This is a genomic window from Pseudarthrobacter sp. NPDC092419 (genome assembly GCF_044755045.1).
Classification (GTDB): domain Bacteria; phylum Actinomycetota; class Actinomycetes; order Actinomycetales; family Micrococcaceae; genus Arthrobacter.
Window position 1 is genome coordinate 617,529 of the sequence record NZ_JBIVQF010000001.1, and the last position, 16,739, is coordinate 634,267.

At 66.3% G+C, this 16,739-nt stretch carries 13 protein-coding genes; 7 read left to right on the top strand and 6 right to left on the bottom strand.

What is annotated here, in order from left to right:
• Positions 1-11: 11 nt before the first annotated feature.
• The 3 genes from ACIQC0_RS02760 to ACIQC0_RS02770 all read left to right on the top strand — a co-directional run bounded on the left by ACIQC0_RS02760 (position 12) and on the right by ACIQC0_RS02770 (position 6,637).
• Complete coding sequence (locus ACIQC0_RS02760) at positions 12-1,673, top strand: RecQ family ATP-dependent DNA helicase (RefSeq protein ID WP_400532472.1); 1,662 nt, start codon at positions 12-14, stop codon at positions 1,671-1,673.
• Between the two features lie 36 nt (positions 1,674-1,709).
• On the top strand, positions 1,710-2,909 hold the full coding sequence (locus ACIQC0_RS02765) for a TerC family protein (protein ID WP_377215046.1): 1,200 nt from the start codon (positions 1,710-1,712) through the stop codon (positions 2,907-2,909).
• 101 nt (positions 2,910-3,010) lie between these two features.
• Positions 3,011-6,637 carry a TM0106 family RecB-like putative nuclease gene (locus ACIQC0_RS02770; protein ID WP_400532473.1) on the top strand — a complete coding sequence of 1,209 codons (3,627 nt, stop codon included), beginning with the start codon at positions 3,011-3,013 and terminating at the stop codon, positions 6,635-6,637.
• Here ACIQC0_RS02770 and ACIQC0_RS02775 read toward each other — a convergent pair.
• The 3 genes from ACIQC0_RS02775 to ACIQC0_RS02785 form a co-directional block, all read right to left on the bottom strand.
• Positions 6,624-6,923: an acylphosphatase gene (locus ACIQC0_RS02775; RefSeq protein WP_400532474.1), complete on the bottom strand. Its 300-nt coding sequence runs from the start codon at positions 6,921-6,923 to the stop codon at positions 6,624-6,626. The genes ACIQC0_RS02770 and ACIQC0_RS02775 overlap by 14 nt on opposite strands.
• Before the next feature lie 45 nt (positions 6,924-6,968).
• A complete protein-coding gene (locus tag ACIQC0_RS02780) occupies positions 6,969-7,913 on the bottom strand; it encodes a glycosidase (RefSeq protein WP_377215043.1) in 945 nt (314 codons plus the stop codon).
• A gap of 273 nt (positions 7,914-8,186) precedes the next feature.
• Positions 8,187-9,227, bottom strand: a complete 1,041-nt coding sequence (locus tag ACIQC0_RS02785; RefSeq protein ID WP_400532475.1) for an adenosine deaminase — start codon at positions 9,225-9,227, stop codon at positions 8,187-8,189.
• A gap of 270 nt (positions 9,228-9,497) precedes the next feature.
• Between ACIQC0_RS02785 and ACIQC0_RS02790 the strand changes: the two genes are divergently transcribed.
• A complete protein-coding gene (locus ACIQC0_RS02790) occupies positions 9,498-10,136 on the top strand; it encodes a transglycosylase family protein (RefSeq protein ID WP_400532476.1) in 639 nt (212 codons plus the stop codon).
• A gap of 195 nt (positions 10,137-10,331) precedes the next feature.
• On the opposite strand, the gene ACIQC0_RS02795 is transcribed toward ACIQC0_RS02790, so the two are convergent.
• Positions 10,332-10,916 (bottom strand): hypothetical protein, encoded by a 585-nt coding sequence (locus ACIQC0_RS02795; RefSeq protein WP_400532477.1) that lies wholly within the window; start codon positions 10,914-10,916, stop codon positions 10,332-10,334.
• 153 nt (positions 10,917-11,069) lie between these two features.
• Here ACIQC0_RS02795 and ACIQC0_RS02800 point away from each other — a divergent pair, with 153 nt between their 5' ends.
• A complete protein-coding gene (locus tag ACIQC0_RS02800; protein WP_377215039.1) occupies positions 11,070-11,972 on the top strand; it encodes an MSMEG_6728 family protein in 903 nt (300 codons plus the stop codon).
• A gap of 4 nt (positions 11,973-11,976) precedes the next feature.
• Complete coding sequence (locus tag ACIQC0_RS02805; RefSeq protein ID WP_400532478.1) at positions 11,977-12,837, top strand: SDR family oxidoreductase; 861 nt, start codon at positions 11,977-11,979, stop codon at positions 12,835-12,837.
• A gap of 150 nt (positions 12,838-12,987) precedes the next feature.
• Here the strand turns inward: ACIQC0_RS02805 and ACIQC0_RS02810 are convergent, their stop codons facing one another.
• The gene (locus ACIQC0_RS02810) at positions 12,988-13,323 is read right to left on the bottom strand and encodes a hypothetical protein (RefSeq protein WP_400532479.1); all 336 of its coding nucleotides are present in this window, start codon (positions 13,321-13,323) and stop codon (positions 12,988-12,990) included.
• A 63-nt stretch (positions 13,324-13,386) separates the two neighbouring features.
• Between ACIQC0_RS02810 and ACIQC0_RS02815 the strand changes: the two genes are divergently transcribed.
• Positions 13,387-14,184, top strand: a complete 798-nt coding sequence (locus tag ACIQC0_RS02815; RefSeq protein WP_377215035.1) for a ZIP family metal transporter — start codon at positions 13,387-13,389, stop codon at positions 14,182-14,184.
• An 18-nt stretch (positions 14,185-14,202) separates the two neighbouring features.
• On the opposite strand, the gene ACIQC0_RS02820 is transcribed toward ACIQC0_RS02815, so the two are convergent.
• A complete protein-coding gene (locus ACIQC0_RS02820; protein ID WP_400532480.1) occupies positions 14,203-16,644 on the bottom strand; it encodes a Tex family protein in 2,442 nt (813 codons plus the stop codon).
• Between the last annotated feature and the right edge of the window lie 95 nt (positions 16,645-16,739).

Consider the following 16,739-nt stretch of genomic DNA (forward strand, 5'->3'; position numbering starts at 1 on the left):
GGAGAAACCAGATGCCGGACCACCAAAACCTCAGCGCCCTCGCGGCGTCAGCATTCAGCCTACCGTCCCTGCGCGAGGGCCAACTCGCCGGCATGGCGGCCCTGGCGGCGGGCCGCGACGTCCTCGCCGTCATGCCCACCGCCTACGGCAAGTCGGCCATCTACCAGGTGGCTGCCCTGTACCTGCACCGGGGCGGCAGCGGCGCCAAGGGCGGTCCCGCCGTCGTGGTTTCACCCCTGATCGCCCTGCAGGAGGACCAGGTGGACGGACTGCTCGAGGATCTCGGGCCGGACGCCGCTGTTGCCATCAACTCTTCCCACGGCGAGCCGGAGGTGGAAGCGGCATGGCGGGCCATGGAATCCGGAAAGGCGACGTTCCTTTTCCTGGCCCCGGAACAACTGGCCAAGGCCGCCACGGTGGATCGCATCGCCGCACTCGGCATTTCGCTGTTCGTTGTGGACGAGGCCCACTGTGTCTCGTCCTGGGGCCACGACTTCCGTCCCGACTACCTCAGCCTGGGTGAGGTGCGCAGGCAGCTGGGGAATCCTCCTGTTGCAGCCCTGACAGCCACGGCCTCACCGCCGGTGCGCGACGAAATCGTGGAACGGCTGGGCATGGCGGACCCGCTCATCTTGGTCCATGGGTTCGACCGGCCCAACATCAGCCTGGACGTGGTCCGCCACCACGAAGACAGGGCAAAGCGCCAGGCGGTCCTCAGCCAAGTGGCGGCGCTGGCAGGCGAAGGGCACGGCCTCCTGTACGCAGCAACACGTAAGGACACTGAAATTTACGCCGAGAGCCTTGCGGCTGACGGGCTGCGCGCCGAGGCCTATCACGCAGGCCGCCCGGCACGGGAGCGCGAACGGATCCACGATGACTTCCTGGCCGGCCGGCTGGACGTGGTGGTAGCAACCACCGCCTTTGGCATGGGGATCGACAAGCCGGACGTGCGCTTCGTGGTGCATGCCGACATTCCGGAATCGTTGGACGCCTATTACCAGGAGATCGGCAGGTCGGGGCGGGACGGCGAACCGGCGGCAGCAATCCTGCACTACCGCTCGGAGGATCTGGGGCTGCGCAAGTTCTTCACCACCCGTGCGCCGGACCCGGAAGCGCTGCTTGCAGTGCTGAAGGCGCTGAAGTCAGCGGGCGGGCCTGCGCCCCGAACCGCATTGGCGGAACAAACCAGCCTGTCGGCTCGGCGGATCACCGGACTGGTCAACCAGCTCGAGGAAGCCGGCGCCGTGGAAACGGATAAGCGCGGTGTCCGCCTGAGCTCAGCGGAGAAGCTGCCCGATGTGGTGCGCACCGCCGTCGAACGATCCGAAGCGAGGCAGACCATTGAGCAATCGCGCCTGGCCATGATGCGCGCCTACGCCGAAACCAATGGCTGCCGTCGGCAGTTCTTGCTCGGGTATTTTGGCGAGGACCTGCCGAAACCCTGCGGGAACTGTGACAACTGCAGGGGATCGGCAGCCGGGTTAACCGGGGCGGTGGATCTGGCAGCCGCGGAGGCGTTTCCCCTGCAGTCCTCCGTGGTGCACAAGGAATGGGGCCCGGGCCTGGTGATGCGGCATGAGGACGATGTAATCACTGTGCTCTTCGAACAGGAGGGCTACAAGACGCTTTCCAGCTCCGCTGTCATCGAGCACGAACTTCTCAAGCCTGCTTAGGTACGCTGGTGAGTACTCCAACGAAAGGTCCGCCGCGTGGAAGTACCCGCTTATGTATGGACGCTGACTGTCATCGGAATCGTGGCGCTCCTGGCGTTCGATTTCTTCTTCCACGTGCGAAAGGCCCACACGCCGTCGCTGAAGGAGGCGGCCATCTGGTCGTCCCTCTATGTGGGCATCGCGGTGCTTTTCGGTCTTGGGGTGCTGCTCTTCGGCGGCACCACGATGGGCGCTGAATACTTCGCCGGGTACATCACGGAGAAGGCCCTGTCCGTGGACAACCTTTTCGTGTTCCTCATCATCATTTCAAGCTTCCGCGTGCCCCGGGCCGACCAGCAAAAGGTGCTGCTGTTCGGCATCGTCTTTTCGCTGATCGCCCGGACGGCCTTCATCTTCCTGGGTGCTGCCCTGATCAACAGCTTCGCGTGGGTGTTCTATATCTTTGGCCTGATCTTGCTGATCACCGCCGGGAACCTCCTCCGCCCCAACGACCACGACGACGATGCCGAAGGCCTCGTGGTGCGGCTGGCGAAGAAGTTCCTGCCAGCGTCACAGCACTACGACGGCGACAAACTGTTCACCGTGGAAAACGGCAAACGCGTACTCACCCCGATGCTCCTGGTCATGGTCGCGATCGGCGGCACCGACATCCTGTTTGCGCTCGACTCGATTCCGGCCATCTTCGGCCTCACCCAAAACGTGTTCATCGTCTTCACGGCCACGGCGTTCTCGCTGATGGGGCTGCGCCAACTGTTCTTCCTGATCGACGGCCTGCTGGACCGACTCATCTTCCTCTCCTACGGCCTGGCGGCCATCCTGGGGTTCATCGGCGTCAAACTAATCCTGCATGCACTGCATGAAAACACGCTGCCGTTCATCAACGGCGGCCAGCACGTGGACGTCGTTGAGGTCAGCACCGGCGTATCCCTGACGACGATCCTCGGCGTACTGCTGGTCACCGTCTTGGCATCGATCTTTAGCCCGAAGGGCAAGGCCAAGAACGCCGTCTCCAACGCCCGCCGGCACGCCACGGATTACTTGGACCTCAACTACGAGACGGACATGGTGGAGCGGGACAAGATTTTTGCGCGCATGGTCCGGGAGGAAGAGCAGATCCGCAACCTGCCCGAAAAGTACAAGCGGCTCATCCGCAACGAGACAGAATTCATGGACCTGCTGCGCCGCGCACGGGTTGAGCACGACAAGGCCCAAGTGCGCGCCGCCAACGGCGGATAGCGGCGGCCCCCGGCGGGGACCACTTTGTCAGTGCCGGTTGCTAGGTTTGGTTCAGGGCCAGCGAAACCGTCCGCCGGCCCGGCTGTCAATGGGGAGGCCCAGTGTTTCTGCTCGAATCTGCCGGCAGCGGCAGCCCGGGGTCACCGCCGGATCTGGTGTTTTCCGCCAGCGACCTGGTGGCGGCCAGCGAATGCGAATACCGGACGCTGCGCATCCTGGATGAAAAGCTGGGCCGTGCGCCGAAGGCCGACTTCCCGGCCGACGAGATGCAGGAGCGCGCCGGCCGCCTGGGTGAGCGGCATGAACAGGAGGTCCTGGCCAGCCTGACTGCCAAATACGGTGGTTGGGACGCATCCCAGGGTACCGGCGTCTACTCGCTGGAGCGGGGGCCCAATACACGCGGGGACCTCCAGGCTAGGCACGCTGAAACGGAACTCGCGCTGCGGTCCGGGGCCGACGTGGTCTTCCAGGCAACGTTCTTCGACGGTGAGTTCCTGGGGTATGCCGACTTTCTGGTCAATGAGGCCGCGGGGTCCGGGACGCCGGGGCGTTATGAAGTCTGGGACACCAAGCTGGCGCGGCACGCCAAAGTGGGCGCGCTGCTGCAGTTGGCCGCATACGGTGACCAGCTCATCGGCATGGGTCTGGACCCCTCCCCCGTCGTCACACTGGTGCTGGGCACCCGCGTAGGCGACGACTGGCTGCGCAGCACACACTCACTTCCGGATCTGCTTCCGGTGTTCCGCGAACGACGGCGGCGCTTCCGCCAACTGACGGCCGGCCACCGGGAGAGCCCGGGGCCCGTGCAATGGCAACAGCCGGGTGTGGTCCACTGCGGCCGCTGCGACTATTGCGCGGAACAGGTCCAGGCGCACCGCGATCTGCTCATGGTGGCGGGGATGTCGGTGGTGCAGCGCCGGAAGCTGCACGCAGCAAGCATCACCACCATTGATGAACTGGCCGCGATGCCGGCTGCCGGCGTTCAGGGATCCGTCGCCCGGCTGCGGGCCCAGGCCCGCATGCAGTTGGGTTTGGATCCAGCGGCCGGATCGCGCACCTTCACCAAGGCCGGCCAGGAGCACACAGTTTCGTACACAGTGCTGCCCGGGAACAGCATCGATTCCCTGCCTGCCCCGAGCCCGGGCGACATCTTCTTCGACTTCGAAGGCGATCCGCTGTGGCAGGATCCGGCAACGGGACTGTGGGGCATCGAGTACCTGTTCGGTGTGGTCGAAGCCCCCGCGCCGTGGGCTGAGCAAGGCGCCGGCCGCGCCACTGAACCGGTCTTCCGGCCGTTCTGGGCCCACTCCCGCTCCGGTGAGCGCGGCGCGTTTCTCGCTTTCCTCGACTACGTGGAAGAGCGGCGGGCGGCCTACCCGGACATGCACGTCTACCACTACGCGCCGTATGAGAAGACAGCCCTGCGGAACCTCTCCCTGGTCCACCAGGCCGGCGAGGACACCGTGGACCAGTGGCTGCGGGACGGCCTGCTGGTGGACCTCTACGCGACGGTCCGCCATTCGCTGCGGATCTCCGAGGCTTCGTATTCCATCAAGAAGCTCGAGCCGCTCTACATGGGCGACAACCTCCGTTCGGGCGAGGTAAAGGACGCCGGTGCTTCCGTAGTGGCCTACGCGGCCTACTGCGCGGCACGGGACTCCGGGCGGCAGGAGGAGGCCGGGAGGATCCTCGCTTCCATCGCGGACTACAACCGGTACGACTGCCTGTCGACGCTGAGGCTGCGTGACTGGCTGCTGGAGGTGGGCAGGGCGGCGGCAGGCCAGGCCGGACCCGAGGTCCCGGCGGGAGCTTTCAACGGTCGAGCGGGCGGCTTCCCCAGCGAATCCAGCGGGGAATCCCGGCTGCGCCAGTACCTGTCCGGGCTCCCGGATGACCGCCCCTGGACCAACGATGAGCGTGCCATCGCCATGGTGGCCGCGGCCACGGGCTACCACCGGAGGGAGCGCAAGCAGTTCTGGTGGCAGCACTTCGACCGCGTCGAAGCGCCGCTGGAAAACTGGTCGGATCAGCGGAACGTCTTCGTTGTGTCGTCCGCGGACGTGGAGCAGGACTGGGCCTTGGCGAAACCTCGTGACCGGATGCGCACCAGGGTAGTGCGGCTCCGGGGCAGCATGACCGAGGGATCCGATTTCCGTGCCGGTTCCACGTGGTGCAGGCTGTACGACGCTCCCCCGCCCCCGGGCATGGCCGCACCGGATGCTGCCCCCGATGCCCGCGCGTATACCTTCGGCACCCGGATCAGCGGCCTGGCACCGGTGCCGGACGATCCCGCGCAGGTCATGGTCACGGTGGTAGAGCGTGAGACTGCCAAGGTTGCGGCGTACGCGGACTTTCCCGTGGCGCTGACGGAGGACCAGCCCATCCGAACCCCCAGCATTGAAGCAGCCCTCGCCGAGATCGCGGACAGCGTGGCCGCAGCCGTGCCGGACCTGCCCGCCCAGCCTGGCCTGGACATCATGCGCAAACGGCCGCCCCGGTTCCACACGCTCACGGCCCCGGTCCCCGTGCGGAACGGTCCGGACGGCACGGCCGACTACTCCACGGCCATCGCAGAGTCGCTGCTGGACCTGGACCGGTCGTACCTGGCCGTCCAGGGTCCGCCCGGTACCGGCAAGACCTTTGTGGGAGCGCATGTCATCGGCAGGCTCGTGGCCGAGGGATGGAAAATCGGCGTAGTGGGCCAGTCCCACAACGTGGTGGAAAACCTGCTCTGCCGGGCCATCGATACCGGCGGCGTCAGCCCCGCCGTCGTTGGCAAGAAACTGGCGGAGCGACGCGAGGTGCCGTGGAAACATACCCGGGAAGGCGACGTGGCAGCGCTTCTCGAGGCCCCCGGCGGATGCCTCGTGGGCGGAACTGCGTGGGTCATGACCGGCAAGGAGGTTCCCGCAGGTTCCCTGGACCTGCTGGTCATTGACGAAGCAGGGCAGTTCTCCCTGGCCAACACCCTGGCGGTGTCCGGGTCTGCCCGGCGCCTGCTGCTGCTGGGCGATCCCCAGCAGCTGCCGCAGGTCACGCAGGGAGCCCACCCTGAACCGGTGGACGAATCAGCACTGGGCTGGCTGGCCGCCGGGCATGCCACGCTGCCTCCCCGGCTGGGGTACTTCCTGGCCGGTTCATGGCGGATGCATCCCGAGCTCTGCGTCAAAGTGTCGCGGCTGAGCTACGACGGCCGGCTGCAGTCCGCCCCCGCGGCGTCCCTCCGGTCGCTGGAGGGACCACCGGCTGGGGTGGAAACCGTCTTCGTGGACCATGCGGGAAACGCCACCTCGTCCTCCGAGGAGGCCGGGGAAGTGGTCCGTCAGGTCCAGCGCCACCTTGGCCTGAAGTGGGTAGCTGGCTCCGAAGCGGAACCCCGCCCACTGGAGCAGCAGGACGTCCTGGTGGTGGCCGCCTACAACGCCCAGGTGCACCTGGTCCGAAAGGCCTTGTCCGACGCCGGGCTGCCGGAGGTACGTGTGGGGACTGTGGACAAATTCCAGGGACAGGAAGCACCGGTGGTGATCGTGTCCATGGCGTGTTCGGCGGTGTCGGAAGCGCCGCGCGGGGCCGAGTTCCTCCTGAACAGGAACCGGATCAACGTGGCGGTGTCACGCGGCCAGTGGCGTGCCGTGATCGTCCGCGCTCCGGAACTGACCAGCTACATGCCGCACAAACCGGCGGCTTTGGAAGAACTGGGCGCGTTCCTGGGACTCAGCGGGCGCTGAACTCCCCGAACGTCCCCTCTGCCGCGGTAAATGACGGGTCGACCCGTTCCACCCGTCCGGGCGCGTGGCTGGAACGCAGCCAGTCGAGCAGGCTGGAAACCTGCTCTTCCGGACCTTCCGCCACCACGGCGACCGAACCATCGGCGAGGTTCTCCACCACGCCGGTCAGACCCAGCTCTTCGGCTTTGCCCATGGTCCGGAACCGGAATCCAACACCCTGGACCACGCCGTAAACCCGCGCGCTCAACCGCACCGCGCTGTCTGTCGGACCGCTGTGCCTGCCCATGGTGCTCCCCTCCGGCTCCGGACCCCCGGCTGCCCGGGTGACCCGCTAGTTGATGGTGATGTCGCGGGTGCTGTGGTTGTAGCGGATGGTCACGTTGCCGCCGCTGTGGTGCAGTTCGTGGTTGGCGCCGTCGAATGCGCCAAACGCGCCATAGTTCTCGTCCCAGGACCGGTTAAGCGCGATCTTGAACGTGTAGTACCCGGCGGGCAGGTCGACGCTCTTCTTCCAGAGCTGTTCCAGGAAGTCGAATTCCATCTGCGCTTCGTCGTACTGCGGGGCCCAGTTTTCCGGGGCCCCCAGGATCGTGTTGAAGTCGCCGGCCACGGCTACAGCCTCGGGCTGCGGAAGGGTTTCGACGTCGGGACCCTCAAGCGGCTCAGCAGCCGCACCCGCAGCGGCTGCTTCGGCCGGCGTTGCCTTGCCCTTGCGCACCGCCTTCACCACGGGCTCGACGGCGTCCTCGATTGCCTTCGCAGCCTTGCCCACCGCGTCGGCGGCCTTCTTCGCCGGGGTCCGCTTGGCCGGCTTCTTAGCGGCACCCTTGTCAGCGGCCTTCGCCGTGTCCGCACCTGCCGCCGCGGCAGGTGCGGCGATTGGGGCGAAGCTGCGGACGAACCCTGCGGGAGCCTCGGGAACGGGAGTTCCGGCCGGAACCGGGGTGCCGGCGTCGAGCGCGGTGGCAAAGGAAACCGCGTCCGGGAAGGCGACCGTGGCCCGCATCCCGTCCTCAGTGATGGTCCAACCGGAGCGGCCCTTGACCAGCCAGCCGGCCTTGACCAGCTTGGCCGTAGCAGCGGTAAGGGTCTTGTGGCCGCGGGGAATGCCACCGCTGAGGAGCTCGGCCTCGTGCTCGTTGAACGGCACCCGGGCAGTGGCTTCGGCCAGGACCTGTCCGGCGTTCAGCGCATCGCCTGACCACACACCCTCGGTCAGGACATCCAGCACCGTCTTGAGTCGAAGGAAGGTGTTTTCTGCGGTGGACTTGGCCATGATTCCCCTTTTATAAGCGATCGGTCTTAGGCATCTTGCCAACTGCCGGTTAATTCGCGCGACTTGAAATGGTTAACTCTGCGTGTCATGACCGTCTATGAAGCGGGCAACGCAACAAGTGAGGCGGAGATATCGGTAGGGCTGACTGCACAACCCGCAGACATGGGTGCCGCCCTGCACTCTCCAGACACGCCTGCGGGAAACAGTTTAGCGGCACCCGGCACCGGTTGTTGCGTAGGACACAGGACAGGGCGGCGGTTGTTACACCGTTCCCTATAAACCGTTCAGCTCGTCCAGCAGCTGAGCCTTCCGCTCCTCGCTGGCGAAGGACGAGTGGACGGAATTGGCGGCAAGCCGTGCCCGGTCAAAGTCGGAGAGTTCGAAAACAGCCTGGAGCTGGGCGAAGTTGTCGTCCACATAGCCGCCGAAATATGCAGGATCGTCCGAGTTGACTGAGACGTTCAGGCCTGCAGCGAGCATGGCCGGCAACGGGTGGTCCGCGAGGGTGTCCACGGTGCGGAGCCGGACGTTGGACAGCGGGCAAACCGTCAGCGGCGTCCGGGCATCGACCAGGCGTTCCACCAGGCCGGGATCCTCCATGCAGCGGATGCCGTGGTCGATCCTCTCCACGCCCAGCACGTCCAGCGCCTCGATAATGTACGACGGCGGACCCTCCTCCCCCGCGTGTGCCGTCAGCCGCAGGCCTGCTTCACGCGCCCGCGCAAAGACCCGCTCGAATTTGGCCGGCGGGTTACCCACTTCTGCCGAGTCCAGGCCCACTGCACCGATGGGGGCTCCCATGGCCAGCAGGGCTTCCAGGACTTCCAGCGCGGAGTCCTCCGGCAGGTCCCTCAGAAAAGCAGCGATCAGGATGGTGGAGATCCCGTAGTCCTCCACGGAGGTGGCCAGGACTGAGGCCACGCCGTTGACGCAGGTCTCCAACGGAATGCCGCGGGAGACGTGCGCCTGCGGGTCCATCATGATCTCCGCATGCCGGACACCGGCCAGGGCAGCCCGTTCCAGGTACGCACGGGTCATGTCCGCGAAGTCCTGCTCTGTCTGCAGCACGGCCATGTTGGCGTAATAAAGGTCCAGGAAAGATTGGAGGTCCGTGAATTGGTACCGTCGGCGCAGCTCGTCCAGGCCCGGATACGGCAGATCGATGCCATTGCGTTCGGCCAGGGCAAAGATCAGTTCCGGTTCGAGGGTGCCCTCGATGTGCAGGTGGAGTTCGGCCACGGGGAGCAGTTTGGCGGGGGCGGCCGCCTGGTCCGGGAGCTCTGACACGACCGGGCCTTCCACAATGTTTTCCATCCGGTCAGGATAGTGCGCGACGGCCGATCGCGCCTCGTCCAGCCAGCCACCAGCTTCCGTTCAGGTTTGATCTCGATTTGATAACGGCCACGTCATGTCCTAGCGTGAAATGCATGCCCGCACGGCGGGCGCACGAATGCCCGGCGCTGCCTCCACCCAACTGCCCAGCGGCAGCAGCCGAAGTTGACCTCTATTCGTCAGGGGCGGGCAGTGGCGCGATCATCTTCGGGGACGGAGCCAGCGCTGGTGGCCTTCAGGAGCATCACCATCATGAAAAACACCACTTTCCGTACTGCCGCGCGCCGCGGAATGACCGTAGCAGCCGTCTCCGCCGCAGGCCTGGCACTCTCCGCCACGGCGGCCAACGCCACCACCAGCACGTCAACTTGGGATGCCCTGGCCGAATGCGAAAGCGGAGGCAACTGGTCGATCGACACCGGCAACGGCTTCAGCGGCGGCCTGCAGTTCACCGACTCCACCTGGTCCGCCTTCGGCGGCACCGGCTCGGCATCCGATGCCACGCGCGAAGAGCAGATCGCCGTTGCAGAGCAGGTCCAGGCGTCGCAGGGCTGGGGGGCCTGGCCGTCCTGCTCCGCCCAGCTGGGCCTGAGCGGCGACGCGACGGGCACGGTCCAGGCGGCACCGGTTGAAGCCGCTCCCGTCCAGTCAGCCCCGGTTGAGAGCGTGCCGGTACAGAACGCCCCGGTGGGCACCCCTGGCGCCGCGCACGCAGCCGAGGTGGCACTGAGTGGCGAGACCCACACCCTCGCCGCCGGCGAAACGCTGAGCATCGTGGCTGAAAAGCTGGGCATCGAAGGCGGCTGGCAGCACTTGGCCGACGCGAACGCGGACACCATTGCTGACCCGGACCTCGTCTTCGAAGGCCAGGTCCTGCAGCTCCCCGCATAATTCAGCACCCGCGGCTGCGCCAGCAGTTGCACCGCCCGCCCAGGGCGACCCAATATCGGGCCGGCGATAGACAAATTCCGTTGGCCACAAAGCACGGCGCCGGCACCCCCACACGGAGGTGCCGGCGTCGTGCTTTACGTCTCGGCGATCCGAAGCGGGACGGTGGGCTGCGAACGGCCGGGGTCAGTCAGCGCGTCAGCTGGACGCCGGCAGCTCCCGGACGATGCGCACCTTCCACGCAGCGTCGTCGCTGGTGTCCAGCAGGGCCACCGTGCCATGCGCCAGGTTGAGCGCGACGCGCTTGACGGCGAGCAGTTCGAGGTAGAGCTGCTCGTTCATCCGACTGGGAGTGTCGATCATGTACTTCACGGCGTCCCGCACCTTGCGGTAGTTGGCACTGCGCTCGCGGTGCATGTGCAGCTCAAGCGCCGAGCGCTGGCGGATCCTGGGCTCGTGCCGGTTGATGAGGGTGACCGCCACATGCACGCCGACCACCAGGGCCAGCGAAACGCCGTAGATCCACCAGCCACTCGAGAGCAGGAAGAGCGGCAGGTTGCCGATGGCGATGATCGCCACGACCACGCGGAGCGCAGCGATCCTGCGCACGGTCCGGGCGACGGCGGCCACGCCGTCGCGGAACCGGTGCTGCTCGTGGAGCGCGGCGGCGGGGTCCAAGGTGAACTCGTCAAGGACCAGGATGCCGTTGGCCTCCGGGGCGAGCATCTGGCCGTAGCGGGGCAACGGGGCTTTTTCAGGGGAGACTTGGGATGAAATAGTCATGGGTAGCTTCCAAAACGCTGGGCTGGTTGCGGAGATCTTAGTGCACCCGAATGGCCACCGTATGCAGGCGTCCGTTATTTGGACACGCTGCCGGCGGATGTGGGCAGCGGCACTGCAATTGGAACATCCGCCTGTAGCCGTCAGACTGAATGGATGCAAACCTTCCTCCCGTACCCTGATTTCCGGCAAAGCGCCGCCGCCCTGGACACCGCCCGGCTCGGAAAGCAGCGCGTAGAGGCCCTCCAGGTCCTGCGCGCCCTGGTCATTCCGGAATACGGCTGGCAGACTCACCCGGCCGTGCGGATGTGGATGGGACACGTGCCAGCGCTCACCATGTACGGGCTGGCCATGGTTGACGAGTGGGAACAGCGCGGACATCCGGACAACACCCGCGCCAACATCACCGAGTTCGCGCCGCAGGCCGGCCACCCGGACTACGCTTCGAAAATCCCGCTGCCGCCCTGGTTGGGCGACCCTGATTTCCACCTGAGCCACCGCTCGCGACTGCTGCGCAAGGAACCTGCGTTCTACGGCTCCGTTTTTACCGATGCCTCACCCGACCTGGACTACGTCTGGCCAGAACCGCGGCACGAGTTCCTGCCGCAGGAGCCGGAAGGCGAGATCCTCTGGATTCTTCGTTCCCCGCACGACGACGTCGACCCGGCCACGCTGGACACGGTCGCCTTGCCGTTCGTGAACCGCAGCGCTGCTGCCGCGGCTGAGGAGTATTCCCCCGTTTACATCGAGGACGGCTCGCGCCGGCCCTCGAAACAACCCAAGAAGGCCGCGCCCAAGCCCAAGCTGAAGAAGCCCACACGTAAGCGGCAGGCGCAGGAGGACGCGTTCGCCACCCTTCCGGGCAAGACGCCGGTGGCTGTGCCGTTCGAAAACGGCGCGAAGTTCGCCGTGGGCCAGGTGGTGGGACGGCCCATCACCCTGGAGGACGGCCGGTTCGGACGGAACTTCACCGTCACCGAGATCATCGACCGCTCGGCCTTCACCTACCCGGCGTTGCTGCAGGACCCGCGGGTGTTCTTCCCGGTGGAGGCGCCGTAATAGCATGACAATCCTCCTAGCCGGCTGCGGCGACCTGGGCACCGAGGCAGGGCTGCGGTTCGCCGCGGCCGGACACCGCGTTGTCGGGTGGCGGCGCAGCCCCGCGAAACTGCCGCCAGCCATCGAAGGCGTGGCGGCTGACTTGAGTGCCGCCGATCTGCCGCCTGTCCCGGCGGATACCACCGCCGTCGTTATAGCCGTGGCCGCTGATTCCCCCACAGAGGCGGCCTACCGGGCGGCTTACCTGGGCGCCGTGAACCACGTGCTGGATGCCCTGGTGCGTGACCGCATCACGCCGAAGCGGGTTTTGTTCGTCTCGTCGACCGCGGTTTATGGTGATGCGGACGGCGGCTGGGTGGACGAGAGCACCATGCCTAACGCCGGTGGGTTTTCGGGCAGGATCCTAGTGGAGGCGGAAGACCTGTTGCGGTCCCGCCTGGCGGGCACCGGGACGGCGGCGGTGTCTTTGCGGCTGGGCGGCATCTACGGGCCGGGGCGCACCCGGCTGATCGACCAGGTGAAGACCGGATCCGCCGTCATCCCCCGGGATGTCCGCTACACGAACCGGATCCACCGGGACGACGCCGCTGCCGCGATCGTACAGTTGTGCACCATGCCGCAGGACCCCGCGCCGGTCTATGTGGGGGTGGATGACGATCCTGCAGACCTGGGTTCCGTGCTGCGGTTCCTGGCCGGCGAACTTGGACTCGCCGAGCCGCCCGTGGGCGATGCGGGGCCCGCCCGCGGCGGCAACAAGCGCTGCCGGAATACCCTGCTGCGGAGCGCCGGCGCGGACTTCGTGTTTCCCACCTTCCGTGAGGGCTACCGGAGTGTTGTGGCGGGGCACGGAACCAGGCACCCGTAACGCCGTCGCACTGCCTGGGGTATCACCATGCGCAACGGCATCCCGTGGTTTACCCCGCCGGGCCACGTCGACCCCCGGCGAGCTCCTCAGAGGAACAGGTATTTCAACCCGCCGCCGTTGCCCAAATCCGCGTAGGTCTTAGCTGGGCAGCTACTGGTCAGCTGCCGCTTCGTCCTGCCAACCGATGCCTTCACGGAAAGTGGCCACCAAGGTTCCTACTCCTGCCTGCAGGGAATTGGACGGATCAACGTAGAGGGCCCCCGCCGTGGCGCGGCTGTGCCCGAGAAGCTGCTCGGCTTCGAGTTTGGCCTCGGGAACTGTCGCACCGATGATGCCGGTCCGGGCAGGCAGTTCGGGTGCATGGACGTGTTCGGCACGGGTTTCCGACAACGGGATGGTCGTGTCGGAGTTGATCTCATCATGGGGGAACTCAAACTCATCGGCACCGACAGGGGCAGGGACTGTGTATTCCAGGAAATAGGTCATACGCCCACCATTGCAGAAAAACCAGCACTGCCGAAAGCCGGGCCCCGATCCTATACTTGCGGCATGTTGATGTCGCTATGGTTCGGCGTCATTGCATCCAGCTCCCTATTGCTGGGTGCCCTCATCGGTGTGCGTTTCGAGCTTCCTAAACGTCTGTTGGCCATGCTCCTGGCTTTCGCCGCCGGTGCGCTGATTACGGCCTTGGCGTTCGAGCTTTTCCACGACGCCTACGAACGGGGCGGCATCATCCGGGCCGCCGTAGGCCTGCTCCTGGGTGCCGCGGTGTTCACCGCGCTCAGCGCCTTCCTTGACCGGTGGGCCCAGCCGGGGCCCCTGGAAGAAGCAGTCCCAGCGGACGAGGTGCGTGGAAGCGCGAAGCTGGACACTGGCGCCGCGGTGCAGGAGAAACCGGCAACCGCAGCCTCCACACGGGGCGCCGCCGGGCTGGCATTGCTGGCAGCCGTAACCCTCGACGGAGTTCCGGAGAACATCGCGCTCGGTGTCTCCTTGGGCGAAGGAACGGGCGGGCTGGCGCTGCTGGCGGCCATTTTCGTTTCGAACCTTCCCGAGGCGTTAGTCGGCTCGGCATCGATGCGCAGCCAGGGCCGCTCAGCCAGAAGCATTATCGGGCTCTGGGTGGCGTGCGGCGTCCTGCTTGTGGCAGCCGTTGTTATTGGTGCTGGCCCCTTGAGTGGAACAGACCCCGAAGCAATCTCACTGCCGTTGGCATTTGCCGCCGGCGCCGTCATCGCATCGCTCGCCGACACCCTGATGCCCGAAGCCTACGAACATGGAGGTCCGGCAGTAGCACTCAGCACCGCTGCCGGCTTCGTCCTCGCGTTCGTGCTGTCCCTGGCCTGACACATTGCCCCAACGGCGCTACTTACCGAGACCCGCCCTGCGCAGCGCCTCGGCCATAGCAGTGTTGGCCGGGCTTGCTGCCTGAACTGCTTTGCCTGTCGCTTTTCCTGGACGCTTGATCGGAGTCTTTGCATGACTCGCAGCGGGGCTTTCCCCGGAATCCTGCCGTCCCTGCTGCCGGCCCGGGGAGTTTCCACGCTGCCGGGAGGAACTGCCGCCTGCCGAGGGTTCATCGTCGAGCCTCAAGGTCAGCGAGATCCGCTTCCGGTCAGGATCAGCTTCCAAAACTTTGACGCGGACAACCTGGCCGGACTTGACCACTTCGCGGGGGTCGGCGACGAACCGGTTGGCCAGTGCCGACACGTGTACCAGCCCGTCCTGGTGCACCCCGACGTCCACGAAGGCGCCGAAAGCCGCCACGTTGGTCACCGTTCCTTCGAGCACCATTCCCGGCTTGAGGTCCGAGATCTTTTCGATGCCTTCGGAGAACGTGGCCGCAGCAAAGGCCGGCCGTGGATCGCGCCCTGGCTTGTCGAGTTCGGCCTGGATGTCCCGGACGGTAGGCAGCCCAAACGTGTTGTCCACGAATGCGGCAGGATCCAGCGATGCGGCAGGGGCTGAGCCGGCAGCTGCACGGATCCGCCGCGCCACAGCGTATGCCTCGGGGTGCACACTGGAAGCGTCCAGGGGCTCGGCTCCCCCCGTGATGCGCAGGAAGCCGGCACACTGTTCAAACGCCTTCGCACCGAGCCGGGGCACCTTCTTGAGATCTGCACGTTTAGCGAAGGGTCCGTGCTCGTTGCGGTAGGCCACGATGTTCTCGCTGAGGAGCGGCCCGACGCCGGCCACCCGGCTCAGCAGCGCCGGCGACGCGGTGTTCACGTCAACGCCAACGGCATTCACGCAGTCCTCGACCACCGCGTCGAGGCTGCGGTCCAGCTTCGCGGCCGTGACGTCATGCTGGTACTGGCCCACGCCAATGGATTTCGGATCGATCTTGACCAGCTCTGCCAGGGGATCCTGCAGGCGTCGGGCAATTGACACGGCACCGCGCAAGGAAACGTCCATACCGGGAAGTTCCGCGGCAGCGAGCGCCGAGGCCGAGTAGACGGAGGCTCCGGCTTCGGACACCACGAGCTTTTGGGGTTTCCGGTCCACGTCCGGCAGCAGCTTGATGAGTTCGACGGCCAGCTTGTCCGTTTCGCGGGAGGCGGTTCCGTTGCCGATGGCGATCAGTTCCACCTCGTGCTGCCGGGCAAGCCGGGACAGCGTTGCGAGCGCCTCATCCCACTTCCTGGCAGGTGCATGCGGGTAAACAGTGTCCGTGGCCACCACCTTTCCAGTTCCGTCCACGACGGCGACCTTCACGCCCGTGCGCAGACCCGGATCCAGACCCAGGGTTGCACGGTTGCCGGCCGGGGCCGCGAGCAGGACATCGCGGAGGTTCGCGGCGAAAACGCGGACGGCCTCGTCTTCGGCAGCAGCAAACATCCGGCCGCGCAGGTCAGCAGTAAGGCGGGCGAGGACGCGGGACCGCCAGGCCAGCTGTGCGGTCTGCATCAGCCAGGCGTCGGCTGGCCGGCCGCGGTCGGCGACCCCGAGGACCCTGGCCACCGCTGACTCGTAGCGGGTGCGGGCGGCGGCCAGGGCGCCGTCGTCCGCGGGATCTGCTTCGGCGAGGTCGAGGTCGAGGACCCCATCCTTTTCACCACGCAGCAGTGCCAGCACGCGGTGTGAAGGCATGGCGGCGGGAGCCTGGGCGAACTCGAAGTAGTCGGCGAATTTTTGGCCTTCAGATTCCTTGCCCTTCTTCACCCGGGAGACGAGCCTCCCCTGCGTCCACAGCCGTTCGCGGAGCGTTTCTGCAAGATCTGCGTCCTGGGCGGCGCGCTCCACGAGGATGGAACGGGCGCCGGCCAGGGCGGCCGCGGCATCCGCGATGGAGTGCTCCGGGCTGCGGTACTTGGCTGCCTCGCGCTCGGGGTCCAAGTCCGGATGCTTGACCAAGGCATCCGCGAGCGGTTCGAGCCCCGCTTCGCGCGCGGCCTGTGCCTTGGTCCGGCGCTTGGACTTGAACGGCAGGTAGATGTCCTCCAGCCGGGACTTGGTGTCCGCGGCGAGGACCGCCTTCTTAAGCTCGGGGGTCAGCTGTCCCTGCGCGTAAATCGCCTCGAGGACAGTACGACGGCGGTCCGCCAACTCCCTGAGGTAGCGGAGGCGTTCGTCGAGCTCGCGGAGCTGACCGTCGTCCAAGGTCCCGGTCGCTTCCTTGCGGTAGCGGGCGATGAACGGGACGGTCGAGCCGCCGTCGAGCAACTCGACCGCCGCTTTGACCTGCCACGGCTTGACGCCGAGCTCAACGGCAAGTTGGGCGTGGATTTCCCCGTCAGGGCGGGCTGTTGACGGCGAAGCGGGTGCGGGGACGTGCGGCAGTTGGGTCACCCGAACATTTTGCCGCATGCATCTTGCCTGCTCCACTGAGCTTCGGCTCTCCCACCGCCCTGTGCTGTTCCACTGCGGCAGCAAAAGTGCTGTGATGGAACTGCCGACACCGG

Bases quoted from the DNA above. Each gene is read 5' to 3' on its own strand.
- ACIQC0_RS02760 (WP_400532472.1), top strand. From the start codon at position 12: ATGCCGGACCACCAAAACCTCAGCGCCCTCGCGGCGTCAGCATTCAGC.
- ACIQC0_RS02775 (WP_400532474.1), bottom strand. From the start codon at position 6,923: ATGGGCAGGCACAGCGGTCCGACAGACAGCGCGGTGCGGTTGAGCGCG.
- ACIQC0_RS02780 (WP_377215043.1), bottom strand. From the start codon at position 7,913: ATGGCCAAGTCCACCGCAGAAAACACCTTCCTTCGACTCAAGACGGTG.
- ACIQC0_RS02785 (WP_400532475.1), bottom strand. From the start codon at position 9,227: ATGGAAAACATTGTGGAAGGCCCGGTCGTGTCAGAGCTCCCGGACCAG.
- ACIQC0_RS02790 (WP_400532476.1), top strand. From the start codon at position 9,498: ATGAAAAACACCACTTTCCGTACTGCCGCGCGCCGCGGAATGACCGTA.
- ACIQC0_RS02795 (WP_400532477.1), bottom strand. From the start codon at position 10,916: ATGACTATTTCATCCCAAGTCTCCCCTGAAAAAGCCCCGTTGCCCCGC.
- ACIQC0_RS02800 (WP_377215039.1), top strand. From the start codon at position 11,070: ATGCAAACCTTCCTCCCGTACCCTGATTTCCGGCAAAGCGCCGCCGCC.
- ACIQC0_RS02805 (WP_400532478.1), top strand. From the start codon at position 11,977: ATGACAATCCTCCTAGCCGGCTGCGGCGACCTGGGCACCGAGGCAGGG.
- ACIQC0_RS02810 (WP_400532479.1), bottom strand. From the start codon at position 13,323: ATGACCTATTTCCTGGAATACACAGTCCCTGCCCCTGTCGGTGCCGAT.
- ACIQC0_RS02815 (WP_377215035.1), top strand. From the start codon at position 13,387: ATGTTGATGTCGCTATGGTTCGGCGTCATTGCATCCAGCTCCCTATTG.
- ACIQC0_RS02820 (WP_400532480.1), bottom strand. From the start codon at position 16,644: ATGCGGCAAAATGTTCGGGTGACCCAACTGCCGCACGTCCCCGCACCC.